The sequence below is a fragment of the Kineosporia mesophila genome, from assembly GCF_021129235.1.
In the GTDB taxonomy this organism is placed as follows: Bacteria; Actinomycetota; Actinomycetes; order Actinomycetales; family Kineosporiaceae; genus Kineosporia; species Kineosporia mesophila.
In genome coordinates, this window is the sequence record NZ_JAJOMA010000020.1 from 88,203 (window position 1) to 114,848 (window position 26,646).

General features: G+C 65.9%; 23 protein-coding genes, 1 tRNA gene and 1 pseudogene. 8 read left to right on the forward strand and 17 right to left on the reverse strand.

Features of this window, described 5'->3' with window-relative positions; all coding sequences use genetic code 11:
* Window positions 1–325 precede the first annotated feature (325 nt).
* Window positions 326–2,485, forward strand: a complete 2,160-nt coding sequence (locus LR393_RS25320; RefSeq protein WP_231487211.1) for an MMPL family transporter — start codon at window positions 326–328, stop codon at window positions 2,483–2,485.
* Window positions 2,486–2,515: 30 nt separating this feature from the next.
* Here the strand turns inward: LR393_RS25320 and LR393_RS25325 are convergent, their stop codons facing one another.
* On the reverse strand, window positions 2,516–3,628 hold the full coding sequence (locus LR393_RS25325; protein WP_231487212.1) for a saccharopine dehydrogenase family protein: 1,113 nt from the start codon (window positions 3,626–3,628) through the stop codon (window positions 2,516–2,518).
* A 345-nt stretch (window positions 3,629–3,973) separates the two neighbouring features.
* On the opposite strand from LR393_RS25325, the gene LR393_RS25330 reads away from it, so the two are divergent.
* Window positions 3,974–4,050 (forward strand) — tRNA-Thr (locus tag LR393_RS25330).
* 180 nt (window positions 4,051–4,230) lie between these two features.
* Here LR393_RS25330 and LR393_RS25335 read toward each other — a convergent pair.
* The 8 genes and pseudogenes from LR393_RS25335 to LR393_RS25370 form a co-directional block, all read right to left on the reverse strand.
* Window positions 4,231–5,613: a tyrosine-type recombinase/integrase gene (locus tag LR393_RS25335; RefSeq protein ID WP_231487213.1), complete on the reverse strand. Its 1,383-nt coding sequence runs from the start codon at window positions 5,611–5,613 to the stop codon at window positions 4,231–4,233.
* Window positions 5,610–5,801, reverse strand: a complete 192-nt coding sequence (locus tag LR393_RS25340) for a helix-turn-helix transcriptional regulator (protein ID WP_231487214.1) — start codon at window positions 5,799–5,801, stop codon at window positions 5,610–5,612. The genes LR393_RS25335 and LR393_RS25340 overlap by 4 nt, the downstream gene beginning before the upstream one ends.
* Window positions 5,802–5,822: 21 nt before the next feature.
* Window positions 5,823–7,289, reverse strand: a complete 1,467-nt coding sequence (locus LR393_RS36650; protein ID WP_231487215.1) for a DUF3631 domain-containing protein — start codon at window positions 7,287–7,289, stop codon at window positions 5,823–5,825.
* Window positions 7,290–7,325: 36 nt separating this feature from the next.
* Window positions 7,326–7,691 carry a hypothetical protein gene (locus LR393_RS25350; protein WP_231487216.1) on the reverse strand — a complete coding sequence of 122 codons (366 nt, stop codon included), beginning with the start codon at window positions 7,689–7,691 and terminating at the stop codon, window positions 7,326–7,328.
* 225 nt (window positions 7,692–7,916) lie between these two features.
* On the reverse strand, window positions 7,917–10,163 hold the full coding sequence (locus tag LR393_RS25355; RefSeq protein WP_231487217.1) for a hypothetical protein: 2,247 nt from the start codon (window positions 10,161–10,163) through the stop codon (window positions 7,917–7,919).
* Between the two features lie 617 nt (window positions 10,164–10,780).
* Window positions 10,781–11,185 (reverse strand): annotated as a pseudogene (locus LR393_RS37180) (ABC transporter permease); the annotation flags it as partial.
* A gap of 211 nt (window positions 11,186–11,396) precedes the next feature.
* On the reverse strand, window positions 11,397–11,687 hold the full coding sequence (locus tag LR393_RS25365) for a hypothetical protein (RefSeq protein ID WP_231487219.1): 291 nt from the start codon (window positions 11,685–11,687) through the stop codon (window positions 11,397–11,399).
* The gene (locus tag LR393_RS25370; RefSeq protein WP_231487220.1) at window positions 11,684–11,917 is read right to left on the reverse strand and encodes a DUF6284 family protein; all 234 of its coding nucleotides are present in this window, start codon (window positions 11,915–11,917) and stop codon (window positions 11,684–11,686) included. Before LR393_RS25370 ends, LR393_RS25365 begins: the two co-directional genes overlap by 4 nt.
* Window positions 11,918–12,097: 180 nt before the next feature.
* On the opposite strand from LR393_RS25370, the gene LR393_RS25375 reads away from it, so the two are divergent.
* Both LR393_RS25375 and LR393_RS25380 read left to right on the forward strand, forming a co-directional pair.
* On the forward strand, window positions 12,098–12,949 hold the full coding sequence (locus tag LR393_RS25375; protein ID WP_231487221.1) for a GntR family transcriptional regulator: 852 nt from the start codon (window positions 12,098–12,100) through the stop codon (window positions 12,947–12,949).
* A 28-nt stretch (window positions 12,950–12,977) separates the two neighbouring features.
* Window positions 12,978–13,778 carry an NAD(P)-binding domain-containing protein gene (locus LR393_RS25380; RefSeq protein ID WP_231487222.1) on the forward strand — a complete coding sequence of 267 codons (801 nt, stop codon included), beginning with the start codon at window positions 12,978–12,980 and terminating at the stop codon, window positions 13,776–13,778.
* A 93-nt stretch (window positions 13,779–13,871) separates the two neighbouring features.
* Here the strand turns inward: LR393_RS25380 and LR393_RS25385 are convergent, their stop codons facing one another.
* The 3 genes from LR393_RS25385 to LR393_RS25395 form a co-directional block, all read right to left on the reverse strand.
* A complete protein-coding gene (locus tag LR393_RS25385) occupies window positions 13,872–14,072 on the reverse strand; it encodes a DUF397 domain-containing protein (RefSeq protein WP_231487223.1) in 201 nt (66 codons plus the stop codon).
* The gene (locus LR393_RS25390; RefSeq protein WP_231487224.1) at window positions 14,069–14,893 is read right to left on the reverse strand and encodes a helix-turn-helix domain-containing protein; all 825 of its coding nucleotides are present in this window, start codon (window positions 14,891–14,893) and stop codon (window positions 14,069–14,071) included. Before LR393_RS25390 ends, LR393_RS25385 begins: the two co-directional genes overlap by 4 nt.
* 1,350 nt (window positions 14,894–16,243) lie before the next feature.
* Window positions 16,244–17,620 carry a toll/interleukin-1 receptor domain-containing protein gene (locus LR393_RS25395; RefSeq protein ID WP_231487243.1) on the reverse strand — a complete coding sequence of 459 codons (1,377 nt, stop codon included), beginning with the start codon at window positions 17,618–17,620 and terminating at the stop codon, window positions 16,244–16,246.
* A 1,215-nt stretch (window positions 17,621–18,835) separates the two neighbouring features.
* On the opposite strand from LR393_RS25395, the gene LR393_RS25400 reads away from it, so the two are divergent.
* Complete coding sequence (locus tag LR393_RS25400; protein WP_231487225.1) at window positions 18,836–19,252, forward strand: hypothetical protein; 417 nt, start codon at window positions 18,836–18,838, stop codon at window positions 19,250–19,252.
* A 70-nt stretch (window positions 19,253–19,322) separates the two neighbouring features.
* On the opposite strand, the gene LR393_RS25405 is transcribed toward LR393_RS25400, so the two are convergent.
* Both LR393_RS25405 and LR393_RS25410 read right to left on the reverse strand, forming a co-directional pair.
* A complete protein-coding gene (locus tag LR393_RS25405; protein WP_231487226.1) occupies window positions 19,323–20,711 on the reverse strand; it encodes a helix-turn-helix domain-containing protein in 1,389 nt (462 codons plus the stop codon).
* Window positions 20,712–21,796: 1,085 nt separating this feature from the next.
* Window positions 21,797–22,525 carry an SDR family NAD(P)-dependent oxidoreductase gene (locus LR393_RS25410; protein WP_231487227.1) on the reverse strand — a complete coding sequence of 243 codons (729 nt, stop codon included), beginning with the start codon at window positions 22,523–22,525 and terminating at the stop codon, window positions 21,797–21,799.
* Window positions 22,526–22,610: 85 nt separating this feature from the next.
* Between LR393_RS25410 and LR393_RS25415 the strand changes: the two genes are divergently transcribed.
* A complete protein-coding gene (locus LR393_RS25415; RefSeq protein ID WP_231487228.1) occupies window positions 22,611–23,423 on the forward strand; it encodes a helix-turn-helix transcriptional regulator in 813 nt (270 codons plus the stop codon).
* Window positions 23,424–23,506: 83 nt separating this feature from the next.
* Here the strand turns inward: LR393_RS25415 and LR393_RS25420 are convergent, their stop codons facing one another.
* Both LR393_RS25420 and LR393_RS25425 read right to left on the reverse strand, forming a co-directional pair.
* Complete coding sequence (locus LR393_RS25420; protein WP_231487229.1) at window positions 23,507–23,917, reverse strand: hypothetical protein; 411 nt, start codon at window positions 23,915–23,917, stop codon at window positions 23,507–23,509.
* Window positions 23,910–24,275 (reverse strand): hypothetical protein, encoded by a 366-nt coding sequence (locus LR393_RS25425; protein ID WP_231487230.1) that lies wholly within the window; start codon window positions 24,273–24,275, stop codon window positions 23,910–23,912. The genes LR393_RS25420 and LR393_RS25425 overlap by 8 nt, the downstream gene beginning before the upstream one ends.
* A gap of 74 nt (window positions 24,276–24,349) precedes the next feature.
* Between LR393_RS25425 and LR393_RS25430 the strand changes: the two genes are divergently transcribed.
* Window positions 24,350–24,664 (forward strand): antibiotic biosynthesis monooxygenase family protein, encoded by a 315-nt coding sequence (locus LR393_RS25430; RefSeq protein WP_231487231.1) that lies wholly within the window; start codon window positions 24,350–24,352, stop codon window positions 24,662–24,664.
* Window positions 24,665–24,679: 15 nt separating this feature from the next.
* Here LR393_RS25430 and LR393_RS25435 read toward each other — a convergent pair whose 3' ends face one another.
* The gene (locus tag LR393_RS25435; RefSeq protein ID WP_231487232.1) at window positions 24,680–25,147 is read right to left on the reverse strand and encodes a PPOX class F420-dependent oxidoreductase; all 468 of its coding nucleotides are present in this window, start codon (window positions 25,145–25,147) and stop codon (window positions 24,680–24,682) included.
* A gap of 49 nt (window positions 25,148–25,196) precedes the next feature.
* Between LR393_RS25435 and LR393_RS25440 the strand changes: the two genes are divergently transcribed.
* Window positions 25,197–26,573, forward strand: a complete 1,377-nt coding sequence (locus tag LR393_RS25440) for a DUF4832 domain-containing protein (protein WP_231487233.1) — start codon at window positions 25,197–25,199, stop codon at window positions 26,571–26,573.
* The last annotated feature ends 73 nt before the right edge of the window (window positions 26,574–26,646 follow it).

A 26,646-nucleotide genomic window follows, 5' to 3' on the forward strand; every position in this document is an offset into this window, starting at 1 on the left:
TCGCGAACGAGACCCGGCGTTCCTCACCGGCAGTCTATGAACCCTCACGCCACGCATCCGGGACGACACGGGGAGCCCCTCGTCCCGTTGACACTTTCCGGTGCCCGGGTTAATCCGCTTTGGCCCACGACCCGCCACGCCTTCTGAAAAATCCCGTCGGGAGCGTCCTTTGCGAAACGAGACCGTTGATCCCGGTTCGGTCGCCCGGATCCCGGAAATCTCCGGAGGGTGCATCGGGGACATCCCTGATCCGTTACCGCTGTGACCCGCGACATACTCGGGAGTCATGACGGGTGGGGACCCGTCCCGAGGGGGGGAGAGATCCATGTCGCGTACAGCCACGTTCGCCGTCAGACACCGCTGGTGGGTGATCGGCTTCTGGCTGGTCATGCTCGTCGCCGGGGCGGGAGCCTCGTCCGTCGTTCCCGACCGGCTGAGTTTCGACTTCTCCCTACCCGGCCAGGAGGGCTACGAGACCTCGGTGAAGCTCGCCGAGGCCTACGGCATCGCCGGGGACATGTCCTCGGTACCCGTCTACACCGCGCCGGACGGTGACATCTCCGGGCACCGCAACGAGATCGCCCGGATCGACGCGGCTCTCGCCGATCTGCCGGGGGCGCAGGTGATCGGATACGCGGGCACCGGCGACGAGCGTTTCCTCACCGACGACGGGCGCAGTGCGTTCAGCCTGCTGTTCACCCCCACACCCGAGGGATTCGCCGACCCGATGGCCGGGCAGATCACGAGCACCCTGGCCCAGGCCGGCCAGGGCTCCGGCCTGGACGTGAGACTGACCGGATACCAGGCTCTCTCGACCAGTTCAGCCGACAGTACCGAGGGCCCGAGCGTGCTCGTCGAGACCCTGGTCGGGGCGTTCGGCGCGCTGATCGTGCTGATCTTCGTCTTCGCCTCGTTCCTGGCCCTGGTGCCGTTGCTGATCGCCGCGGTGGCGATCCTGTCCACCTTCCTGGTGGTGCTCGGCCTCACCGAGATCACCGACGTCTCGTTCGTGGTGCAGTTCCTCGTCGCCCTGATCGGCCTGGGCGTGGCCATCGACTACTCGCTGCTGGTGGTGTCGCGCTGGCGGGAGGAACGGGCCCACGGCGCCACCAACGACGACGCGGTGGTGACGGCGGTGCGCACGGCCGGGCACGCCGTCCTGGCCTCCGGCGTCACGGTCGCCATCAGCCTCATCGCCCTGATCCTGGTGCCCGTGCCGCTGCTGCGCAGCATGGGCTTCGGCGGCATGCTCATCCCCCTGATGAGCACCCTGGTCGTGCTCACCCTGCTGCCCGCCCTGCTGAGCCTGGTCGGCCCCCGCGTCGACTGGCCCCGGATCCGCCGGGAGAGCAAGGCCTCCCGGGGCTGGTCGGCCTGGGCCCGCGGCGTGGTGCGGTTCCGCTGGGTCGCGGCCGGGGTGGGTGTCGCGGTGCTGGCGCTGGCCATCGCCCCGGTGTTCGGCCTCCAGTTCGGCATGACCAGCTCGGCCTCCCTGGCCGACTCCGGCCCCGCCCACGACGCGCTGAGTGACCTGGGCGAGGGAGGCGTCGGCAGCGGGGTGCTCTCACCGATCAGCGCCGTCGTGGCCTCACCCGCCGACGTCCCCGCGATCGTCGAGGCGGCCGGCCAGGTCGACGGGGTCCGGATGGTGGTGCCGCTCGACCCCTCGTCGTCCGGCCCGGTGGACGTGATCGTGGTGCCCGACGACGAGACGGTGGACAACAACTCGGTCGCGATCACCGACGACGTGCGGGAGGCGGTGAGCGGCCTTCCCGGCTACGAGGGGCTGGCCGGGGCCGGGCCGATCGTGCAGGACTACCAGAACGCCGTGTACGACCGGTTCCCCCTGGTGCTGGCGCTGATCGCCCTGATCACGTTCGTGCTGCTGATGCGCACCTTCCGGTCGGTGCTGCTGCCGCTGAAGGCCGTGGCGCTGAACCTGGTGAGCGTGGCCGCGGTGTTCGGGCTGGCTACGTTCTTCTGGCAGGAGGGCCACGGCTCCCAGGCCCTGTTCGGCGTCACCGAGACCGGGGCCATGGAATTCTGGCTCCCCGTCCTCATTTTCGCCTTCCTGTTCGGTCTGTCGATGGACTACGAGGTGTTCCTGCTGGCCCGGATGCGCGAAGAGTACGACCGCACCGGCTCCACCTCACGCGCCGTTGTCGAGGGGTTGGGCCGCACCGGCCGCCTCATCACCTCGGCCGCGCTGATCCTGTTCTTCTCGTTCGCCGCACTCGCCTCGGCCCCCGACACCGACATCAAGGTGCTGGCCACCTCGCTCGGCGTGGGCATCCTGCTCGACGCCACCGTGGTGCGCTCGCTGCTGGTGCCGGCCCTGGTGTCCCTGTTCGGTCAGTACAACTGGTGGCTGCCCGTCTGGCTGGCCCGGCTCCTGCGGGTCGAGCCGTCGCCGTTGCGGCCCGACGCTCCCGCGGTCTCCGAAATTGAGGACGACGGCGAGCGTCGGCCGGTCAGCGTCCCCTGAGGTCAGTGGTTCAGTCTGGTTGAGTCTGGTTCAGTCGACGCGCTCGAGACCCGCCTGGCGAGCACCCTCGATCGCCGAGGTCAGGCCGAACGCGTTGACCGGCCCGGTCGCCCCCGCCGCCGCGGGCCCGCAGTTCGGCACTGCGATCGCGTGCCAGGCCAGCAGCCGGGCGGTGAGGTCGTAGGGGTTCGGCCCGGTCAGCGTCACCCGCGACAGCGTGTTGCCGGCCGGGTCCATCGCCTCGGCCACCACCATGCTCACCATCCCGGTACGACCCACCGAGTCGGGCCCCTCCGCGGCGTCGCGCACCATCCGCCGGTGCCTGAACTTCGTCATCGCCCGCCCCGGGGACAGCCGGGCGGTGCTCGTCGCCGACTTCGGCAGCAGTGACCGGCCCTTGGAATCGACCTGGAGCCAGCCGATGAACACGTCGACGTCCAGTACCCGGGGCTGGAACTGGGCCAGCGTGAAGTGCTCCGGCCCGCCCACGCTGATGGCCCGGCGTTCCAGGCCGTCGATCGTGTAGGTGCGCTCGCGGCGTCCGGGCATCTCGGTGTCGATGATCCCGTCCCGGCGCACCAGGCCGGGCTCGAAGAGGGCACCCGTCACCGACTCCAGCACACCCGCGCCGAACGAGTCCTGCTCGAAGTCACCGAGCACGAAGTAGGCCACCTGCACCCGGGTGGCCTCCGGCCCGGCCTCCTGCAACGCGGCGGCGCCGGCAATGTTGCCGGGGGAGAAACTGAAGCCCACCGAGGGCATGACCACCACCCCCGCCTCCCGTGCCGGGCGTCCCCACTTCTGGAACACCGTGCGTACCCAAGGCGGCTCGGGAGCCACGTCGAGGTAATGCGCCCGTCGCGTCACGGCCGCCCGCACCACTTCCTCACCGACCGCCCGGAAGGGCGTGATCGTGCTGATCACCACGTCGCCGGGGCTGATCAGGGCGGTCAGGGAACCGCGATCCCGGGCGTCGGCGATCTGGAAGTCCAGCCCTCCGAGCTCACCGGCCAGCTGCGAGAGCCTGTGGCCGTCCCGCCCGGCCAGGATCGGTGTGAGACCCCTCTCCACCAGGGCCCGGGCCGTGATGGCGCCCAGATATCCGGTGGCCCCCAGAAGTACGGTTCGCGGTCCATTTGTCACAGGCTGAAACTAGGCACTTGGTCACTTGTTCACCAGCGGAATCCCTGCTCCCAGCACCATTTGGCGGTGGCAGGTGACGCAAATCATGAAGACCAAACGGACGTTCCTATCAGGTAACGCTATTCGGTTATGTCTGCTTCGCGGTGAGTTGAGGGGCTCGGATTGCTGTTCTGAATAGCGGATTTTCGAACGCACGTCCAGAAGTTCGTGGTGCCGGGGGCGGCACTGGTGATCTTCGGAAGCCGTTCGTCCCGGCCTGCCCTCTCAACCGACGATTCGCACAGAACGGCCGTTGGTGCGACATCGGGGCCCGCATGACCGGTAGAGTCCTCCGTGCAGGAACTCGCCCGCTTAGCTCAGTTGGCCAGAGCAGCTGTCTTGTAAACAGCAGGTCATCGGTTCGAATCCGATAGCGGGCTCCATGGTCGGGGGTCTAAAAGTCGCCCTGACCAGCATCAATGCCCACTCGGGCAGGCATCCTCATGTGCAGCCGAATGCCGTTCGGTGCTGCTGATAGCCACTGTCCTTGCCCCATGCTTGCCCCAGAATCCCCCCGAGGGGCACGGCATGTTCGCCGTACCCCTCGTCAGTGACCGGACTGATTAGAGCTCGTCGCCCAGAGCCTCATCGATCCGCGCGTTCGCGGCGGCCGACCCGCTGTCGATGCACCCGGCGTAGACCTTGAGCAGTACGTCTGAGCTGTGCCCGGCCCGGCGGGCGACCTCGGGGATCGGGACGCCGGAGTTCAGCCACAGCGTCACGGCAGCGTGCCGCAGGTCGTACGGGCGGAGCCCGAGCGTGCTGTTGACCTGGTGAGGTTGAAGCGCGATCGCCCGGACGGCGTCCCAGGTCTGGTTATAAGCGGTCTGGCTGTACCTACCGCCCGTCGCGGTGCGGAAGAGCCGGCCGCCCGGGCCGGTGCCCCAGCGCTTGAGGTGTGCCTGGATGAGCCGCACCAGAGCCGGGGGGATCGGGACGGCCCGCACCTCCTTACGTGCCCGCCATTTCAGCCCACGCTGTTCGTTGCGGGCACCGTCGTCAGTCCAGGCGGTTCCGGCTTCCGGCTCCGAACGAGCCAGGGTCACCATCCCCCATCCCTTCTTCGGGAGGGTGAAGTCATCCCGCACGACGGCCAGAGCTTCGGCCGGCCGCGCCCCGGCGTAGTACATGAGCCCGAAGAACGCCGACAGCTTGGCTCCCCGCCCCTCGTACCTCCCGACGTACGAGAGGGCCACCAGGCACTGACTGAACTGTGCGGGCGAGAGGACGACTCGACGGTCTACCGCGTCGGCCACCTTCGTCGCCTTCCACTGAACAGTGCCCACGGGGTTGACCGTCACGTGGCCTTTCTCGACCGCGTGCCCGAAGTAGTTGTGGAGCACGGATCGCCGATTGCGTCGCGTCGAGGCAGCGGACGGCTTTCCGTCCAGCTTGGTCGCACAAGCATCCAACGCTGCCCGGATCAGCCCCGGCCGCTGGGAGACATCGTTGAAGGCGTCCAGCGGTACCGCGTTCTTTTCGAGCCAGGCCAGGGCGGCGGCGACCTCCACAGGTTGTGGCGTGTCTCGACGCGGAGGGTTGAGGGCCCAATTGATGAGCCCGTTCCGCAGAACGTCGGACGCCGGAGGGTTCGCCGCGTCGGACCGGACCAGGACAGGCAGCACAGTCGCCAGAGCCTGAGCCGTCGTCCGACGCGTTTTCGCGGCAGCACCAGACCATTTCATTTTTGAGTAGGTGAGGGCCAGGTCGTACGTCGTCAGGGACGGTTCCGCTTCCGTCATCGACTCCGGCAGTCCTGTCTCGGAATCGAATCCCTCCCCCTTCTTGGCGGCCTGCATCAAATCGGAGCGAAAATTCTCCCCCTGCGCACGGTTCTTGAAGGAGCGACGCTTGAACTTGCGACCGATCCGCCACCGAACCGAGTAGGGGCGATTGTTTCCCTTGCGGATGTCCAGCGGGTAGATCGTCACGTCGTACTGGTTCACGCTGCCTCCTGGAGGTTTTCGAGCCAAGCGGCCAACACGGAGCGGCGAACGCGCAACTCTCGGTTCGGAAGTCGGACGCACTGGGGTCCGGTGCCGAGTTCGCGCCAGCGCTGCCAGGTGCGGCGGGGGATGCGGAGTTCGGCGAGGACTTCGGCGACGGTCAGGAGTTCGGTCGGCTTGGGCGTCATTGCTCTCCTCGTCCGTGAGGGTTAGGCGCAGGCGGGGTGTGTGCGGGTGCCGTGGTCGTAGGTCATGGGTTCGCGGCATCGGATGCAGGTGGCCGGGGGCGTGTCCTGAAATGCCGTCCCAGCCGTCCCAGCCGTCCCGTTGCTGGTCAGGGGCGGTGTGGCATCGCTGTTTGCCGTCCCAAATGCCGTCCCACGGGTGGGGTCGGGCCGTCCCAACAGACCGGCGGGCCCGTTGCCGACGGTCGGGGAGTGGGACGGTTGGGACGTCTCTGGGACGGCATGGGGGACGGCTGTGGGACGGCTGCGGGGATGCTCTGACCAGGGCGGGGACGGCTGGGACGGCTGGGACGGCTCCCACAGGGGTCCCTGGGCCTCGATCTCCGGTTCGGTGTCGGCCGGCGTCTGGGGGCAGTAGCGGGCCCAAGCGTCGGCGAACATGGCTTGGCTGTAGCCCTTGGCCTGGTGGCCGTTGGCGAACCGGATGTTCTTGACCCGGATGTCGTACTCCCGCAGGAGCTTGGCGAGCTGGGTCGCGGTGAGGCTTTCGCCCCGGGGGCCGTAGTCGATCCAGGGTGCTTCCTCGTCGAGGTTCAGCCGGGCCAGGAGCGTTGCCGTGGCCAACGCGTCGTCACCCTCGAATGCGGTGCGGATGTCGGCCAGAAGCCGCACCTGTAGGGGCTGGTCGGCGTTGGCCTCGCGTTCAGTGGTGAGGTCGACGCAGGCGGCACGGGCGCGTTCGGGCCAGGTGCCCCCGGCGAGATCAGCGACGGCGACCAGGGCTTCCCACGTGTCGGCGGCGCGGTCCTCGACCGGCATTGGAGGTTCGGCGTGCTGGAGTTCGGGGTGGGAGCGGATCCACTTGTTCAGTTCGGCGGCGAGCTTGCGCAGGGCCGGGCCGTCACGACGCTCGCGGTAGGGGGCCACGGATTCGCCGTCCGCGCGGCGGCGCATCCGGATTACGGCGGCCCGGTCTTCGATGGTGTCGGGCATGGCGCCGATCCCGGCCAGGGCCGCCATCGTGAACGTCTGGATCTTCTCGACCTTGCTCTTGGACGCGTCGTAGCGGATCGTCGGCCGGTTGCGCTGGTGACCAGCGTTCAGCAGTCCTCGCAGGTCTTCGTTCGCTCCGGCGGCGGCCGGGCCGAAGATGGTGTCGGCTTCGTCGATCAGGAGCGTGGGCGGGTCATCGCTGCCGATGCTGCGGTAAACCGCTGCCGGGGAGGCATTCACGGTCAGCAGAGCGTTCCAGCACAGGGCCTCGACGATGTCCAGGAGCCGGGACTTACCGCAACGCTTCTCGGGGGCTCGGATGACCAGGCGGGCGGCGTGCGTCCAGAACTTCAGGCCGTGGGTGGCTGCGATCCACAACACGACGGCGTCGGCGGCGGGGTCGCTGGGAAGGATGACGTAGCGGGTCAGAGCAGCCCGCACCCGGTCCAGGAGTTCGGCTCCCGGGTTGCTCTGAGGGGCGGAGTTGGCAGTCGTCACAGCGGCTTTCCTCGTTTCGATGGGGGAGAGTTCGGGTCAGCGGCGGGTGCCGCGTTGTTCGGTGCGCAGGTACTCGTAGACCCGGCGGCCGAAGCGCAGGCGCAGGCCGGTGCCGTTGCAGCGGCCGTGGATTCGCACGGCGCGGATGTCGAATGGGGCCCGGCGCTTGCCGGTCCCGTGGCAGTAGCGGCAGGGCTTGAACGGCCAGATCCAGCACGTAAACGCGTAACCGGAAGTGATCAAAGCGGTGAGGGTGAGGAGTCCTGCGGTGGTGGCGAACCACGCGGCGATGTGGCTGGTAGCGGTCGATTCGCCGGTGGCCAGGAGTTCGGCCGGCATCGGGGCCCGGGCCAGCAGGAGAGCGGCGGTGTGGTGGGTGGCGGTAGCGGCTAGGGAGCGCATCGTCTGGCCTCCAGGGCCTGTTTTTGGGCGTGAGAGGTCACCGGCGCTACCCGCTACCTGCTTTCTCGCAGGTAGCGCCGGTGCAGGTCAGGTGGGGGTTGGGGTGGTAGCGGGGTGGGTAGCGCTGCCGCTACCGGGTAGCGGTGCTGCCGCTACCTTCCGGGCCGGATCCCGGCCGGGACGATGGGGCTTGAGCCCGAGGCCGATCGGGTGTCGTGGTGGGTCTTAGGCGGTTGCCTGGCGGGATTCGATGGCGGCGGTCAGGTCTTTGTGGCGCAGGCCCTTGAGGGTTTCCCCGGCGACCTTGACGTTGACGGACGGTAGTTTCAGGGCCCGCAGTTGGGCGGAGATGGTCTCGGCGCTGATGTCGGCGTAGTGCTCGGGGAACGTGGTCGCGAGGCGGGCGGCGATGTGCTGCCAGTGCAGGCCGGGCTCACCGTGTGAGTAGATGGCGGCGACGTCGGCCAGGACGTCGCGCACCTCGCGGGGCGCTTCCTCTCCGGCGGCGTGGCCGGAGAGGGTTCCGGCTCGTTCGCGGTGGCGGCGGGCGGCTTTGAGGATGTTCTCGGCGTCGCCGTGGTCGGCCAGGTACGTCCTGACGATGGGGGTCTCATCCGTCGCGCCGTAAAGGATCCCGATGCCCTTGAACTTGTTCCGGGCTGAGGGCAGGGCGGAGGCGTCGAATCCTTCCTGGTAGGCGTCGCCACCGAGCACGGCGTCGGAGACGACGCGGTTGCCGCACTTGAGGGCGAACCGCACGGCGTGGTTGTCGCGGTAGCGGTTGAACAGCCGGCCGACGTCACCGGCCCCGATCCCGGACGGCTTCTGCGAACTGGACAGGAGGATGACTCCGGCAGACGGCCCGACCGCCATGATGTACGAAAGGAGCTTGGCTATCTCCTTGTTCGTCTCCTGGTCGTCCAGCTCGAAGTAGACCTGGAACTCTTCCATCACCAGGAGCCAAACCCGAAGCCGTGGGTACTTCCGTGAAAGCTCCCGCGTGATCTTGCCTTCCGGACACTCGCTGGTGGGCAGGGTGGCCAGGAACTCGTTCACGTCTTCGATGTGCTTCTTGACCTCGGTCAGCATCTCGACCAGGTGCCGCACGGGATCGTTGTCCCGGGCGTTGGGCACGGTTCCGAACACGGCCCGGTGCGCGACGAGCCGGAACTTGTCCCAGTCGGGCGAGTTCTTGCCGTCGGCCAGGAGGATCCGAACGTACGGGTCCAGGGATGCGAACAGCGCCAGGGCCCGGGCGGCGAACGTCTTGCCCTTACGGGGCTGAGCACCGATCAGGATGGAGATCCACATCAGGTCCAGCCAGACGTTGCGTCCGCGCTCGTCCAGGCCGAACGGGGCCGGGGCCCAGATGTCACGGGGCTGGCAGTCCAGGAGCGGGGATCGGCCGGCCGGAATGGCCAGCGGGTTCCGGTCGGTCACGAACAGCTCGTGACGGCGCTCCGAGGACTCATCCGGAGTCAGGAACACCTGGTGCACCGACACATCCAGACCGGAGGCGATAGCGGCCCGGGCGTTGCGGGCGTGGGTGAACCCGGTGCCGAACGGCAGGTCGATCGCCACCTGCGAACCGGTTCCTGTGGTGTCGCGGGACATCGGGGTCGCGAACGTGATGACCTTGTCGGCCTTGTCCGGGTTCCCGAGACCGGCCGCGTAGTAGGCACGCAGGACGATGTCGGGGTTCATTCGCCGGAACCGTCCGGTGACCACGGCCTTGGCCACGATCGAACGGTCCGCCGGACGTGCGATCCGGGCCAGCAGCAGCGCGGCACCGGCCAGGATCGCGACCAGGAGCCACGTCGGGGCCAGGAACCACAGCGCGGGTGCACCGATGGCCAGGGCCAGGGCTTCACCGGTCAGGACGATGCCGCGCCACCTGCGGGTGGCCTTGACCTCGCGGTGCAGGCGCAACCAGACCTGCGCGTCGTTGTCAGCGGCGGCCTGCTGACGAAGGCCGAACTGCTCGACCAACCACCACCAGCGCAGCTGATGACCGATGACCACCGGGACACCGACCAGGGCCCAGAACGCCACCTGAACCGCGTACCAGGGGGCCCGGACCGCGTGAAACGCACTGATGTGAGCGGCGAGCCGCACCGCGTCCTCAATTGTGGCCTTGACGTTCTGCCATCCGCTCAGGTTCGGCGGGATGATCGGCAACCGGGACCCGGTGCTCTCGGTTCCGCCCCGCAGCGGAAGGGCGTCGACGATAGCTCCGCCGGTCTGCGGTTCGTCGTCCAGGGCCACGTCGAAATGGCCTTCGTGCACCTCGCCGATGACCGGTTCGGTGTCCGGGTTGCTGTCCGGGCCTGCGTCCGGGTGGTTGTCCGGGAGCGAGCGGATGCGGGCGGCGGCCAGGTCGACGACGTTTGTCTCTCGCTTGTCCGTGCTGGTGTCCGGGTGGTTGTCCGGGGTCTTGTCCGGCGGGGTGCCGTATCTGGGGGCGGTGCTCATCCGTGGTTCCCCTTCCAAGATGGTGCTGCGAGTCCCGTTGATTGGGTGGCGGTCCGTCCGTTTCTGGGCATGACGGACCGCCGCGTTCAGACCGTGCGGGGTGGACGCGGTGCGGTGGTTCGGGTGTTAGATCAGGCGGCCAGGGATGCGGGCTCGGTGCCCGTGTCGGCCTGCGGCTCGGCGGTCTCGGGAGCCGGGGCGGCGTTGAGGTAGCGGCGGGCGGTTCGCTCGGTCACCCCGACGCGCTCAGCGATCCGGGCGACTGTCCAGTCCGGATATTTCTCCCGCAGGGTGCGGGCCTTCTCAGCATTACTGCGACCCGTTCGCTTCACGCTTCGGCCCGCGCTGGCGTTGCTGCGTTTTGCCTGGTCAACCGATGCTGGCCGAATCGGCATCGTCTCCGCAGACTGGTCGTGCTGACGCTCGCGGATCAAGGTTTCGGTGATGGCTTTCTCGGTCCAGGCCTCCGCCGCAGACGGCCAGGGTTGTGGATGCGTTCCAGCTCCGGCGGGCTGATCGGCGCCACCCTGGGCGAGGCGGTCGAGGTGATCCAGGTACTCGGCCGTCCCCTTTTCGTGCCGCTCCCGCTCGGCGCCATCCCGCACGGTGTCGGGAGCGTCGTGGACCAGATGGGCCAGGGCGGCTCCCATTCCGAGCACGATGACCGGCAGGCAGGCGACCAGGGCCACGATCGGCCAAGGCGCTTTCGTCATCCCGGCCGCTGCCATCAGGTGATAAGCCACCTGGCCACCAGCTCCCAGGGCAAGTGAGCCGATCGCGGACCACCGGGCGAACGTCCGGGCCCGGCGGCCGACGTCCATCCCGAGCCAGACCCACATGGCATAGGCCGCGTACGTCTCGACCCCGATCGGCAAGGTGATCGCGGTGTTGATCCGCGCGTCCTCCCAGATCCCCGGCAACGGGTTGACCGGCCCGAACCCGGTCAGGCGCCCGAGTTCAACCCAGCCCGACCAGATGGCGACGAACGCGGGCAGGGCCAGCAGCAGCACGGGCCAGGCGCGTCCCTGTCGGGGCGCCGCAGTCGCGCCTGGAGAGTCGGTGTCGTGCGGTGTGGTGCTCATCGGTGAGCCTCCCCGTCGCTCAGATCTTCGAACGGCCAGCCGTTGGCCAGGTAGTGCGTTCGGTAACACGTTGTGGAGCAGTAGAAATCAGTGCTCAGCAGAAGATGGACCGTTATGCCGCAGTTGGGGCACGGGCTCAGCCAGCGGGACATCAGCAGCTCTCCGGCAGGCTCTTGGCCAGCAGTGCGCCGTCCGCTCGTCCGGTGTCGATTCCGGCGACCAGGTGCCCACCGGAGCAACGCACCTCGACCACACGAGAGACCGGATCCGAAGAGTCCGCGTCCCTCTCCTTGCTGGCCCAGTGCACGATGGCCGTGGCGCCCGGCGTCACGATCAGAAGGACCAGGTAGCCGATGGCCGCCTGACGCCCGACCCGTCCCGACAGGGAACGGGTAAAGGTCGCGGCCTCATGCGCACGCCGTTCGGCGCTCAGCGCACTCACGCCGCACCGTCCAGCGGCCCGAAGCTCACGGCGTAGAAGTCCTGCATCCGGCGCGTCACCCGGGCCTCAGCCCGGCGCAACCGGCGCCAGGCCAGATCATCCGCGTGCGAATCAGCTAGTGCGATAGCAATTTCCGCATCGACCACGGCCAGTGCCGCTTCGATCAGAGGCATCTCGGCCTCGATCTCGCGAAGTTCGGCCCGCGTCGGCTCTTCCCCAACCGCTCTCATCTCGTATCCCCTCGTGATGATCCGTGGTGCGATGGGAGGAAGCTAACAACTGAATGGGGAATGAGTCAACTGTTAGGAACAACTGGACTGGAAGATTGCTTCTCACCTGGGACGATGCAACCAATCAGACTGTTAGGCTCTGAATGGTTGGCCGCAGGCAGCAGACAGGAGACGCGAAGGATGACGACGGACGGGCACCCGCTGACCCGAGGTGAGGCGCTGCACCAGCAGATCGCCCGCAGCATTCGCAACCAGATCCAGTCCGGCCGGCTCCGGGACGGCGAGCCGCTGCCGTCCTCGCGCCAGATGGCCGAGGAGTGGAAGGTCAGCGTCTTCACGATCACGGAGGCCATGAAGGTCCTCGCGGCCGAAGGCCTGGTCGTGAACCACTCCCGGTCCCGGCGCCTGGTCAACTTCCCCGGCGAGACAACCCCGACCCCGTGGCGGCCGGCCACCCCTCAGGTGCTCCTGATCGGCGGGTTCCCCGGCTCGGGCAAGTCCGAGCTCGCGCGCGTCCTGGCGCGGCTGACCGGCTGGCCGATGCTGGACAAGGACACGCTCACCCGGCCCGTGGTCGAGGCGGCCCTAGAGATCTTGGAGCACTCTCCCCACGATCGGGAGTCGTCCGAGTACGTCGAGCGCATCCGGCCCCGGGAGTACGAAGCGACCGAGGCGACCTATCTGGAGAACGTCGAGTGCGGCAACAGCGCGATTGTGGCTGCCCCGTTCATCCGGGAGTTCCAGGCCAAGTCGTGGGTCGACCGCACCACAGCCTCCATCACAGCCAAGGGTGGCGAAGCGACGCTGGTGTGGGTCTACTGCGAGCCCGACACCATGCATCGCTACATGCGACAGCGCAGCGCCGCCCGGGACACTACGAAGCTGGCTGACTGGCCCGCCTACCTGGACAGCATCAACCTGGACATGCGCCCGCACGGGCCGTTCGAGCTGATCGACAACTCGGCATCCAGCTCGCCGTTGCAGACGCAGGCGTCAGCCTTGGTAGACAAGGTCCTGAAGGCCGCGAAGTAGAAGCCACCACCGCACGTCAGGAGACTCTGTGACGCTGAAGGACCAGCCCACCGTCGGCATTTTGCATCCCGGGCGGATGGGGAGCGGGATCGCCGCCCAAGCCCGAACGAACGCCGCTGACGTGCTGTGGTGTCCCCAGGGGCGCAGTGAAGCGACCACGGCCCGCGCCGATGCCGGTCACCTCACTGCCGTGCTAAGCATCGGCGACCTGGTCGAGCGCTCCGACATCATCCTGAGCATCTGCCCACCGATGTTCGCCGAAACCGTGGCCACCGACGTCGGCCAGTACGACGTCACCGGAAAGATTTTCGTGGAAGCCAACCCGGTCACCAGTCAGCAGCTCGATCACATCGGCAAGTCCCTGCCCGGTGCCACGATCGTGGATGGCGCCATCATCGGATCGGTACCCGGCACGGGAAAGAAACCAGCACTGTACGTGGCCGGTCCGGGCCAGGCAACGGCTGCATTGCGGTCCCTCTTCGAGGGAACTGACGTGATCGTGAAAGACCTCGGGCCGGAGCTGGGGAAAGCCTCAGCACTGAAGTCCGCCTACTCGATTTATCAAAAGGGGGCCCGGGTCCTGACCGCCCTGGCCCACGCCCTGGGCGACGAGCACGGCGTCCGGGACGAACTGCTCGCCCTGGCTCAGCAGCGCAGTGGCAGCTACCTCAGCGAACCGGACCTCACCGTAGCCGCCGCTGAACTGGAATCGGCCGGCTACCCGGGCGCACCCGTTGCGGCCCTGGCCGATGTTCTGGACATGTGGAGCGAGACTCGCAATAACTGGGACCTCACTGCGCAGGAAGCTACCGAGACGCTGCGCCACTGATTCGACGTACCGTCGTGATCTGCATGCAGAACGGCTCCGGCTACTACCTATAGCCGGAGCCGTTCGTTTTGCCTTACCTGCGATTGGCCGGCATCAGCCGATCAGGTGGTTGAACTCGCCCTTGGTGGCTCCGTCCAGCCAGGCCGAGAACTCGGCCTTGGTGAACGTCAGGGTCGGGCCGGTGCCGTGGGCCTTGGTGTCACGTACTTCGATCTGCCCGTTGTGCTGGCGCATCTCGACGCAGCTTCCGGTGTCGGTGCTGGCCTGCGCCTTGATCCAAGGCGTATCGCTCATGTCAGGAACTCCTTCATGGGGACTGCGCTGCTGTGGAGCACCGCGAACCTGTCAGCTAGGTCCGCGACCACCTCAGGATCAGAGCTGTACTGGCCCGAGAGGTACCCCTCAACGTAGACGAGCGGCGGCTCCTCAGAGCTGTCCGGAAACGTCAGCAGATTGAACTCACCCCGCCCGCCCGGATGCGCACCAACGGCGAAGGGAAGCACCCGAATTTCCACGTCGTCCCGCTCGTCCAGGCCCCGCATAAACGCCACCTGGTCTCGCATCCCCTCAGCGCCCCCGACCTGGCGCGCGAGCACCTCTTCCCCGATCACGAACGACAGTCGCGCCCGCCCGATCGTCTCGGTCTGGCGCGTCGTGCGGACCTCCGCCAATCGCGCTGCCGTAGACGTGGTCAATCCGGGAGTCACTGCGAACTGTTCGTGCTGATAGCCGGGGGACTGGATCAGGCCCGGCACGGCCAGCGGCGAGAAAACCTGGATCTGCGAGGCGAACGATTCCATCTCCAAGTACATGACGAACCCCGGAGTCGTCGGCAGCCCCCGGCCCTTCTGCTCCCACCACGTCGGCTCGTCCGCCTGCTCCGCCAGGGAGATCAGAAGGTCCCGCTTCTCGGGGACGACCTTGAAGACCTCGCACGCATAGCGAACCATGGCCACGCCCGGGCGAACCTGGCCGTTCTCGTAGCGGGCCCACGCCGACTTCGACGCCAAGTGAACATCTTTCATGTGCTGGTACGTCACTCCGGACTTGAGGCGAGCTTCCCGCAACTGCCGTGCCAGCGAACGCCGTACCGCGCCGATCCCCGATTCGGTCATCCCCAAAGTCTAATCTTCAGAATGGTTTTCCCCAACAGAAACGTCCCAGTAGACGCGTCCCGCTCCGAGGGTGCCCCAGCGGGACCGTGACACCCAGGAGACATCCGCGACAAGCTTCCTGACAACACCAACCGACCGATGGAGGCCTCGGTGATCCAGAAAGTGATCGACCAGGCAGCCACCGGCCGGCAGTGGAATCACAAAGCCCCGCGCCTCACGTCAGCAAGGCGCACCCCACCCGCCCCCGGCACCGGATGCCGGCAGCCCTGCGGGAAACAGGGGAGGCGCTGTCCCGGGCAGGCAGCGCCAGGGGACAGGCGGGGAGTCGGCACTACGGGGACCAAGCCGACTTCCCGCCCGTAGACCGCCCCCACCGCGCCGAGTGACGGGGAAGACCTCGCGCCGTGGGGGCCACCAACGTGACGCGCTCAGCACTCCCTCCGCCGGGCTGCGTCACGAAACAGGCTCCGGCCGTGCCTCTGTCCGCGACAGCGGCACGGCCGGAGCCACTTTGGATTGGGGTTCGTCAGTCCGATGCTCTGAGGTCGTGTACGTGACGATTGGCCTACCGCTGAGTTGGCTCTCAAAGTGATTACCGCAGAATCACTTGCGCCTGAACGCCCTCTACGCCGATAGGCTACTTGGACGCTATTGGGAGTTGGATGCGCGACGTTCTCGCGATACCTAGAGCCCGAGTCTGATGACGCCGTCCAAAAGTGCGGCACCGCCGGCAATGAATAAGAGAAGCCTTACGCCGTCACGGTCTGTGTCGAACCCGATCCAGAGCATCGAGAGACCCATCACGATCGAGACAACGCGAAGGGCCGCCTGCACGCTGGATCCCTGACCAGTCATCCGGGTACTTCATGGGGAAATTGTGACATCTCCTTCCACGGCCGGCACCTGGTAACGGGAGGCAAGCCCCGTCGCCTCTGTGTCTCCCACGCCTCCAAGGAATGCTTGTCGTTGTGACTGAAAGCAGGAGGTGAGCCGACAGACCGAGGTGATCGGCCTCGCGCGGTGTCTCGCTGACGACATGCGTAGTCACGCGCGGGCCGGACGGGTAACGTCACACGCGCAGCGTGCTATCAGTTTTCAAGATCTCGCTAGACGCCAGCCGATCGAACCATCTGGCATGGACAATGCATATCCGACCAAAAAAGGTCTAGGGTACCTAACATACCTAGCTATCTGTCTAAACGATAGGGCACAAGTACAATTTCGAAACAGGATCTACGTTCCTAAGAGCCTGGAGCCGACCTGGGGTCCATACCCCAGGTCGACCCGAGACGACGGACGGCCCGTCTACGGCTTGAAGATGCTCAAATACTTAGCGAATACCGACAAAGGTCAGAGCCAGTACCGAGAGGAGCCGACAACATCACGAACAGCAGCCAGTGAATCCGCGACTCTTTTCATGTCCCCACCAAAGGCGCCCACTTTGAGCAATGGCCAATCCTCACCAAGATCATCTAATTCTGAATTGACTTCGTCGAGTATTGACGTTTGCCTCTTTGCTGCTCGCCACCCGAACTCGCCCATGGAGAAATAGTGATTACCAGTAGCATCGGCCTCTAATAAAGTTCGGAGAACTTCGAAGCGCTCGAAAGCCAGTGGAAAGGCATCTCCGTCAATGACTGGCGAGACATCTTTTTTGACTACTTGGTGGAGATGTCGAGATACCGGATGATAATACCTTGAGCCCTCAGCCCTTGGCAGAGTGTGCATTGTCTCGTTTTCGATCACTTTCCCGGGGCCAAGATAATTCACTGCGGTCTGTACGTCATTGCTTGCGCGCCAACTTTGCACCTTAACCATAGAAAGCTCACGCAATGTCTGCCAATGACCCGCATCGACAGCAGCAATGCCAGCCGCATAAAAGAGCCTGAGCGCGGGATATTTGCGCATATCTTCCCATACGGCGTGGTATGTTCCGGTGATAGGTTGATTGGCAGTAGCAATGATTTGCTTTAGGCTGCCCACCCAGAGACCATCGTGCTCAGCAGTGCCATAATAGACACCGACTGATATTGAACTGGCCACATCAGCACAATCTTCGTCATATTGATCCAATCTTGCCTGGATCCGTTCACCGTTAGGCTGTTCTGCGTTCTGGCCATAAGACGCGTCGCCCAGACGTTGAACCAGACGATCACACGTCCGCTTAACTGTTTGATGTAGCTGGACTCTATTCCTCGGATCGGCAATCAGTTCCATCACAGTTTGCGCGGTGGCCGGCGGGCGAACATCACCTTGATCTAGTTCTTTAGCTTGAAGGCTCCCCACGAAGCTGGGAGGTGGCCCCAGGGGCGGCCTATCTGGCACTTGAAATATGGCACGAAGAATACGATCAAATTGAGAATTCCAGTCAATATTTGGATCAATTGCTTCATAAAGAAGACCCTGTAGGGATGTCGGGACTTCAGCGTCGTCCAAGCGCACAACAATGACCTTTGCCCCTGTTTCGAGGCGCCTCACCATTGCAAGATCAAGTTCTTCTTTTACCCACTTACTCTCAATGCTCGCTGCTGAAATAATTACAATTATCGCATTTGCGTTGGCAATTCCAATATTGAAGATCTTATCGATCAGACTATCTCCTGGGAGCATTTCCCATTGGTCGACCCATGCGTCCACGCCATTAGCTCGGAGCTCAGTCGCAAACTTTATTACGAACCGATCCTTGTCTTGGCTAGAGTGGCTAATGAATGCTACTGGACTCTTCATCTGCGTCTGGGAATTTGGTTCGACACTCACAAGCTAGCTCCTCTTGATGATCCCCGACGATCCACTCGGATGATCATGGTATCCGGAAATGCCAACATGCCGTCTGGAGATAAGAACATTCCAAATATTATTCCTAAATACGCATCTAGCCATTCCTTGAACTCGGAGGCGGGACCTCGATTGACGTCAATACTTGGCGCGCATCACAGGCATCGGCCATAATTCCGGCGAAAAGACGCAGAAGCTCCTGAACCTCACTAATGGCTCGATAGAGCTCTGGTGCCCGCTGCCAATCTTTTTCCCATTGCACCGGGCTAACGTTCTCCGGACGCTGGAACTCATGGTCAAGGAGTGCGGGGTGCCATGTAGTCAGGAGCGGTCTGATTCCCGAATTGAGAACCGTGACAGCCAGAGATGCGAAAGAGACATTGTTTCTAGAAGACTCTGGCCTTGCCACCGATGGCCCATGGGCTCGCAGGACATTTCGAGTTATACCAAATATGGAGTAATAGGAAGTCAAAGTCTCCCTGAGCACCCCTTGGCCCTCTTGAATGGGCGCTAGGCTAACTCGTGTGCTCAGCTCAACGAGTATCTCCCATGCGGCTTCCCGCTCGCTTTCATCTGGGCGCCATGTTCCACCAATCTTTCCTAATCCCCATGGAAGACCTAGCTCAACGACGATGGTTTCAACTGGCATAAACTCCGACCTCCTTGATCTAGAAGAGAGCTATTCGGCGGTGCAGGCCAGCCGCTGGCATTGTCCCGGCGGGGCATCGCGACCCGCAACGACATCCCACGCTCCTGGGAGGCGCTGACTGCACCATCACAGCGCTAGTCTCTCGCACCGGTCCGGCTGGTTTCCGTTTAATCGGGCCTCGAACTGAGGCAAGACCTCGACCTGGCACTGGGTGCAGGTGCCAACTCAGATGTGGCACGCAGATCGGCCGGCGCGGGGCGTCCAAAGACCCCGTTCGACTGGTTCGTGCCCCATCCGTGTCCCAGGAGATAGGGCAAACCATGATTCGCCTGGTCAGGACCGAAATGGATCGTGGTCTTGTAAACAGCAGGTCATCGGTTCGAATCCGATAGCGGGCTCCAGTTCAGAGGCTACAGAGGTGCCTTGACCAGTGCCGATGCTGTTAGATCTCGTCGCTCCGGGAGTGCACAATGAGGCGAGACACGGACAGCTGTGCCGGATCTACCTAGCGTAGGCAGATGGCGTCTGCAGTCGTGGGTCTCATTGGGGCAGTAATCGGCGGGCTACTCGTGACCCTGGGCGATCTGATGGCTCGTCGAATTGAACGACGGGCCGATCGGCGTGAGCAGTTGCGCTTGGCAGCTGCTGGTGTCATTGCGTCCTACCTCCATGCCAGAAGCCACCTGATCGTGGTCCATCGTCAAGGTCAGACCCTGAATCACAAGGACATCTGGCCTGATGATCGGTACATAGCCACGGCGCAACTGTTCACGCTTCCCGGTGCTGAGCATCTGCATGAACTCATGGGTGCCCTCCGCAACGCGACACTGGCCATGTACGAGGAAACAGATTTGGCGCTGTTCGCTCTCTGTTGCGATGAGCAGATGGCGGCGATCCAGAATTTCGAGACTCGGATCAGAGAGCTGAGCAGCTGAGGAGAGGCTCTCAGGCCTGTAGGACGAAGGGCGCGGTCAGACCCGGCCGGTGCGTCCTGGTCCGAATGTGTCAGGGGGAGACACGGCTACGAGAGGCCAGGGCCCGCAGGTCGGGGGTTGTCCGCCCGGACATCAGCAGACCCGAGATCAGGGCTCGGATCGCGGGGCGGGCATGAGTCTCTTCTGGGGCCAGATGCTCGGCGGCCAGCAGTGCCCGTAGACATTCATCGCGGTCACCGCGTAGGGCCTGGGCCGTTGCGACGTCGCCCCAGTACCGGGCCCGCCGTTCGATCGTCGGTAGGCGGGACGGGGTGAGGGCGTGCGCTGTGGCTAGGGCTGTAACGGGATCGCCCGTGCTGGTTTCGGCCGAGATGCGATGCAGAGCCACCGTCGCAGGGGTGAACCCGCCGACGTATCGGCGCACCACAGGACCGTCCGCCAGGCCGGCAGCGATGACGGCGGCTTCAGTGGTGAGTTCGCGCATGCCCTGACCGTCGCCGATCTTCGCAGCGGTGTAGGCGGCCGACTGCACCAGCAGACCTCGCATCGCCGTGCCCTCGCGGCCGGCTCGCCGCAGACGCGGGTCGTCGGCCACCGATAGTGCGATGGAGAGCGCCTGATCGGTCCAGCCGGAACGGCGGGCCAGGACGGCCAACTGTCGGGTGGCCTCACCGGCCAGGAGCGCGTCATCGCGATCGGTGGCCAGCTGTCGTGCGCGGTCGGCGGCCATCCACCCCAACGGCTGGTCGCCGAACTTGATCAGGACCCGGGTTGCGACCAGGTATGCCTGCGCCAGGACTGCTTCATGCGCATCACCGCTAGTGGTCTCCTCCGTGGGTACACAGCCTGATTCGGTCATCTGGTGCCCGGCGCGGATCAGCGCAGGCAGAGTTTGGGCCAGGCTCCTGTACCGGCACCCTGCATCCTGCTCGATCACGAGCCTCAACTGTGCCGACAGCGGCCGAGGCATCCCGTTGGTTGTATCGGAACCAGGATCGTTGAGGCCGAGCATCGCATCGCGGATGCCTCCAACGAGGGCATCGGCAGCAGTGGTCTGCGGTGATGACGACGCCGACTGCTCCCCGAGCACGGGCAGACCAGCTGCGCTGGTCGCTGATAGAGCAAGGAATGCTCGCCGCCGCACGTCGTCCTCCTGCCTGAGGATGTCCACCTTAGGCGGGGAGAGACGCGGGTAGGCCGTAGTTCCGGTCTGTCGAGCTGCCATCGAATACTGCTCGGATACGGCTTCGGCCAGACCGACCTCGGCCACAGGAATGTCCAGCGCCGTGCAGAACCGGCGTAGGACATCGACATCAGTCAGAGGCGAGATGCCGCGCTCGTACCGGGAAACCTGAGCGGAGGAGTACCCCGTCAGCTGTCCCAGCTGTGCCTGAGTAAGCCTGCGCCCAAGCCGGGCTCGGCGTACCACCAAGCCCGTCATCACTGCGGACGTCGACATTCAGCCCCGTTCCCCCGTGCAGCCGCTCCACCCCTGTCGGACTTTAACTCCGATCCAGCGACTGCAGAAGACGAATTGCATGGTTTGCAAGTTGATGAGCATCGGGCGACCGCGCCGCTATCCACTCCGCCTTGGGAGCCGTCTACTGGAAACGCGTCAGGAACCTGGCACAGCAGTAGCTTTCGAAGATGGGAGTGTTATGACCAGCACGTCCGTAGGCGCATCAGGCCCTCCCCCTGAGGCCGAGCTTCACCGAGAAACAAGCGCACCTGCCGTCGGAAGTCCGACGGGAGGACCCACCAGGCTCACCGCCGGGCAGTTCCGGCGCCATTTGAGCAGCCAGCACATTCCGGTGAAATACGTTGCCACTCTGGATACCGGCGAGTTCCAGGTTTACCTTCCCGCCGGTATCGCACCACGCCAGTTCCAGGCACTGCTGGAGGGCATCGAAGCGCTCCCGGAAGTACGTAGCGCACAGAGGCCATCGATAGGACGGGGCGCTGACGTCCTGTTCGTTACTCCCTCGTGGCTGCCGATGGGGCAGATAGAGGGATCACCCTGATCGGCCGTCCGTCCCGGCGGTCTCCCTCCGTCGGCCGCGTCGGGCGGTCCTGAGACCTTCGGACGGCTCAAACGGGGTGGGCCTTCCGAAGGTTGCGGGGGCCGGTGCCCGGGACCTCCTTCCCAAGCCGGCACCGGTCCCCACCGTGATCGTCGTCGGTGTACTCGGCCAGCCGGGATCCGCTCCCCGACTGCGCTATCGGCGTAGTGGACTGGGCTGCCCCGTGTCTTCATGCCCGAGGCACCGCATCAAGGAGAGTCCATGGCGGCTGTTGTTCTGACCACCGATCATCGGGCCTGGACGACCATTGCGGACGGCTTTCGTGTCCGGTTGATGGACGCAGGCGTGGAGACCTGAGCCGGTCAACCGGGAGCCGGACAAGTGCCTGCAGCTGCGGTGGTTCGCGGTGCAGGATCTGCCCGAGAACCTGATTCCCTATCCGGCCGCGGGGTTGCGGGGATATCTCGGCGGTGACCCCGGTATCACCCGGCACGGCTGGCTGAAGAACGCCGAAACCGCCTGACTACCAAGGCATCACCGTTCCGTCCCAGCTGAAGAACGCACCGGTCGGGCCGTCGTCGCCGAGCTGGGCCAGGCGTACCGCTCCCTCGGCGGCCTCGGCCGGGTCTTCGCCCAGGGATCGGGCGCGGCCGTTCAGGTCGGTCGCCCTCAGGCCGGGGGCCAGGGCGTTGATCCGGAATTCGGGCAGGGCCTGGGCGTAGAGCGTGGTGATCATGTTCAGGGCGGTCTTGGACGAGCGGTAGCTCACGGCGGCGGGGGAGTGCATGGCGGGGGCTCCGACGGCGGACGCCCGCACAGCTTCGTCGGTGCTGGCCCCCAACGATGCCGTGCCGCTGGAGATATTGACGATGCGGGGTGCGGACGAGCGGCGCAGGGCGGGGAGGAAGGCGTTCGTCACGGCTACGACGCCGAAGACGTTGGTCTCGTAGGTGGTGCGGAAGCTGTCCACCGACGCCTCGGGGCCGATGGCCCCGTCCACCATCATTCCGGCGTTGTTGATCAGGATGTCGAGGGCGCCGATCGCCGAGGCAGCGGCCGCGATGCTCGTCTTGTCGGTGACGTCGAGCTGGACGAAGTGGCAGTCTCCGCCGATCTCCTCGACCGCCCGGAGGCCGCGCCCGGCGTCGCGGGAACCCAGGTGCACGGTGAGGCCGGCCCGGACGAGCTGCCGGGCGATCTCCTGGCCGATGCCCTTGTTGGCGCCGGTGACCAGCGCAATCGTGGAAGTCATGAGACCAACGCTGCCGCCCGCGTCCCTAGTTATCCAGGTACAGGTGGTACCCGAATAACCACGGGGAAAAGCGCGTTCAGGGAACATGCCGAGAACCGAACTGGCCCGGTTCCTGCGCGACCGCCGGGAGGCGCTGCGCCCCGTGGACGCCGGGCTGCCCCCGGGCCGTCGTCGCCGCACGCCCGGGCTGCGCCGTGAGGAGGTCGCCGAACTCGCCGGGATGTCGGTGGACTACTACGCCCGGCTGGAACAGGGGCGGGGCCCGCGTCCCTCGCCGGGTGTGCTTGAGGCGGTCGGCGGAGCTCTGCGTCTGGGGCCGGCTGAGCGCATCCACCTGTTCCGTCTGGCCGGCAGCGCCCCGCAGGCGCCGTCCGCGCCGGCTCGCCGTGTTCGTCCTCACGTGGCCGGTCTCCTGCACCGGATGCCGGGCACGGCGGCCGTGGTAACTGCCGCGAACTATGACGTGGTGGGCTGGAATCCGCTTGCCGCAGCGCTTCTCGGGCCGCAGGAGGGCCGCAACCTGGCCCGCCGCCGATTTCTCTCCGATGCCCACGCCGCCCAGGTGATGGCGCCGGAGTTCGCCGAGATCGTGGTGACCCGGCTGCGGGGCGCGGCCGTGCGATACCCGCACGACGCCGCCCTGAACCGGCTACTGAACGACCTGCGCGACGGCAGTGAGGAATTCCGCGAGCTCTGGGCGCGCAACCCGGTGAGACTGCCCGGCCACCAGGTGAAGACGCTCGAGCACCCGGAACTCGGCCGCCTGCGCCTGAACTGTGACGTGCTCGCGGTGCCGGAAGACGATCAGCAGGTCGTCTTCATCACCGCCGACCCGGGCAGCGCCACCGAGCGGGCACTGCGGCAGCTGGCCACCCGGGTCCCCGTCAGCGCTACCTGACCTCTACCGGGCCCAGTGCTTGTCGTAGGTCCTCTTCGGGTCCACCGCGGCCGGAGTTCTCCCCGTGGGGCGAGGAGGTGGCGTCAGACCGGCGTAACCGGGACCTGGGTGCGCGTGCGCCACAGCCAGTACAGGCCGATCATCGGCAGCACCAGCGGTACGTAGCCGTAGCCCTGCCCGAAGTTCGACCAGACCGTCGCGTCGGGGAAGTCGCCGGAGTCGAGCACGCTGAACAGGCCCACACCGATCACGCCGACCAGTTCGAAGGTGCACGTGGCCAGCGCGACCCGGCGCCAGGTCGCTCCCGGGCGGGCGAGAGCCAGGGTGGCGATCACGTAGACGATGCCGGAGAGCAGCGACAGCAGGTAGGGCAGAGGGGCGTTGCTGAACTCCGTGGCGATCTGGACGATCGCGCGGGAGCAGGCGGCCAGGGCGAAGATCGCGTAGACGGCCACGAGAAGCCGTCCCGGGCCAGAGGTGCGGGGGTCATCCACCGACGGTGCTCCAGATCTGAAACATCCGGGCCGTCATCACGGCCACGGCAAAGCAGGCAATGAAGATCACCAGGACGCTGGTCCTGGACTTGTCCGCGGCCGACCAGAACACTCCTGCGGGTAGGATCAGCAGCTCACTGGCGGCGTAGGCGATGAACGTGGCGGTCTCGTCGGGCCGTTCGCCGCGCGTCACCAGCACGATCGCGACGATCAGCTGGACCAGCAGCAGCACCTCGAAGGCGATCAGCACCAGCAGCATGGTGTTGCTGGCCCGGCGGTCCCGGGCGAAGAGCAGAACGCTCCAGATCGAGGTGATCAGGCCGAGGGCGATCACCGGGCCGGACAGGATGCTGCTCACGAGGAGGCACTCTAATGGGGGCGCCGCGGCACTGCGCCTATCGGGCCGATCGCCCGGTGTACCAGGATGGGGGCATGTCTTATGTGGTCATCAACGTACTGACCGTTCCCGGTGGACGCGGCGAGGTGCTGGAGCAGCGCTTCAGCACCCGCGCCGGCATGGTGGAGAACAGCAAGGGCTTCGAGCACTTCGAGCTCCTGCGCCCGGTCGAGGGTACCGACCAGTACCTGGTCTACACCCGGTGGAACACCAAGGAGGACTTCGAGGCCTGGCAGTCCTCGCAGGCCTTCGCCCGGGGCCACGGTGAGGGCAGCGCCCGCCCGGCCGGCGACGGTCCCGCCGCCACCGGCTCGAGCATCTGGGCCTTCGAGATCGTCACCGAGGCCTGAGGGGCTTTCACCGATTCAGGACGCGGGTGCTCTCCCCGGCGGGAACCCGCCGGTGGCGATCGGTCCCCACCGCTCGGGGGTGATCCGGATCAGGCTCTTGCCCTGCTTGACCATGGCCTCGCGGTACTCGTCCCAGTCCGGGTGCTCACCGGCGATGCTGCGGAAGTACTCGACCAGCGGCTCGACCGAGTCGGGCAGGTCGATCACCTCGGCGGTGCCGTCGACCTGGACGTAGGCGCCGTTCCACTCGTCGGACTGGATGCAGACCGACGCGGTGGGACGGCGCTTCAGGTTGATGGCCTTGGCCCGCTCGGGGTAGGTCGAGATGACGATCCGGCCCTGTGGGTCGACACCGCAGGAGACCAGGGACAGCTGTGGGCTGCCGTCGGAGCGGGTGGTGACGAGCGTGGCCCGGTGGCGCGGCCGGATGAACTCCAGCAGCTCCTCGAGCTCCACGCGCTTCGCGGTGGCGATGGTTGGCATAACGTCAATCTAATGCCGCGCTGACCTGACGCTCCTTAGCCTGCGACCCATGCGACACACCAAGCGGATCCTTGCGGGCACGGTAGCGAGTTTGATGTTGTGCGGCGGCATTGCGTTCTCCGCCTCGGCGGCCGAACCCGAGACGGTGACCTATACGGCCAGCGACGCCGTGATCGCCAACCCCGAACGCGGCTTCTACAAGCACACCGAGACGCACAGCACCGGCTACACCCCCTTGAACGCGCAAACCCTTGCCGGATACCGGGATCAGGGCATCACCCAGATTCTGCGGGTGTTCTACCTGGAAGACTTCGCCTCCGGCGCCGCCATCAGTGACGCCTACCTGGCGAAGGTGCGCGCCGACCTCGACACCGCGCGGGAGGCCGGGATCTCGGTCATCGTGCGCTTCGCCTACGCGCAGGGCGGCGACTGGCCGTACAGCGCGCCCTACGGCGACGCCTCGCTCGACACCGTGCTGGCTCACATCGACCAGCTGAAACCGGTCTTCAGTGACTACGTCGACGTGATCGAGCTCGTGCAGCAGGGTTTCATCGGCCTGTGGGGTGAGGGTTACTACACCGACCACTTCGTGGCCGACCCGGCCAACCCCGGGGTGGTCACGGCCGCCGATTGGGAGAAGCGCAACGCCGTGCTGAAGGCCCTGCTCGACGCGGTGCCGGACGAGCGGATGGTGGCGGCCCGCACCATGTTCTCGAAGCAGCAGTACGTGGGGTCGGCCGATCCGCTGACGGCGTCGGACGGCTTCAGCGGATCGGACCAGGCCCGCATCGGCCATCACAACGACTGTTTCCTGGCCTCGGCCGACGACTACGGCACGTTCCTGTCCGACCCGATCACGCTCGACCAGGAGTACCTGGAGGCCGACAGCGCCTACCTGCCGGTCGGCGGGGAGACCTGCGGAGTGAACGCACCGCGCTCGGAGTGGGCCAGTGCCTCGGCCGAAATGCAGCGCTATCACTACAGTTACCTCAACCGCGACTACAACGCCGACGTGCTGAACAGCTGGGGCGAGACCGGTCTCACCGAGACGGCCCAGAAGCTGGGCTACCGCTTCGTGATGACGGAGAGCACGGTCTCGGACGATTCGGTGTCGCTGAGCGTACGCAACGACGGCTGGGCCGCGCCCTACAACCTGCGCACGGCGCAGCTGGTGCTGAAGAGCGCGGACGCCACCCACCCGGTGGCCTTCGAGGACCACTCCGACGTACGGACCTGGGCGCCGGGTGAGACGGTCACGCTCACAGGGCTTCTGGATGAGGTCCCGGCCGGCACGTACGACGTCTACCTCTCCGTCCCGTCGGCTTCGTCGGCTTCCGGGGACTATGCCGTCCAGGTCGCCAACCAGGGCACCTGGGACGCGGCGACGGGGCTGAACGACCTGAAGCAGAAGGTCACGGTCGGCTAGAGGTGAGATGGGGTGCCCGCCTCTTCGTCGAGGAGGTGGGCACCCTCGTCCCCGCCCCTTCGTCCGTGATCAT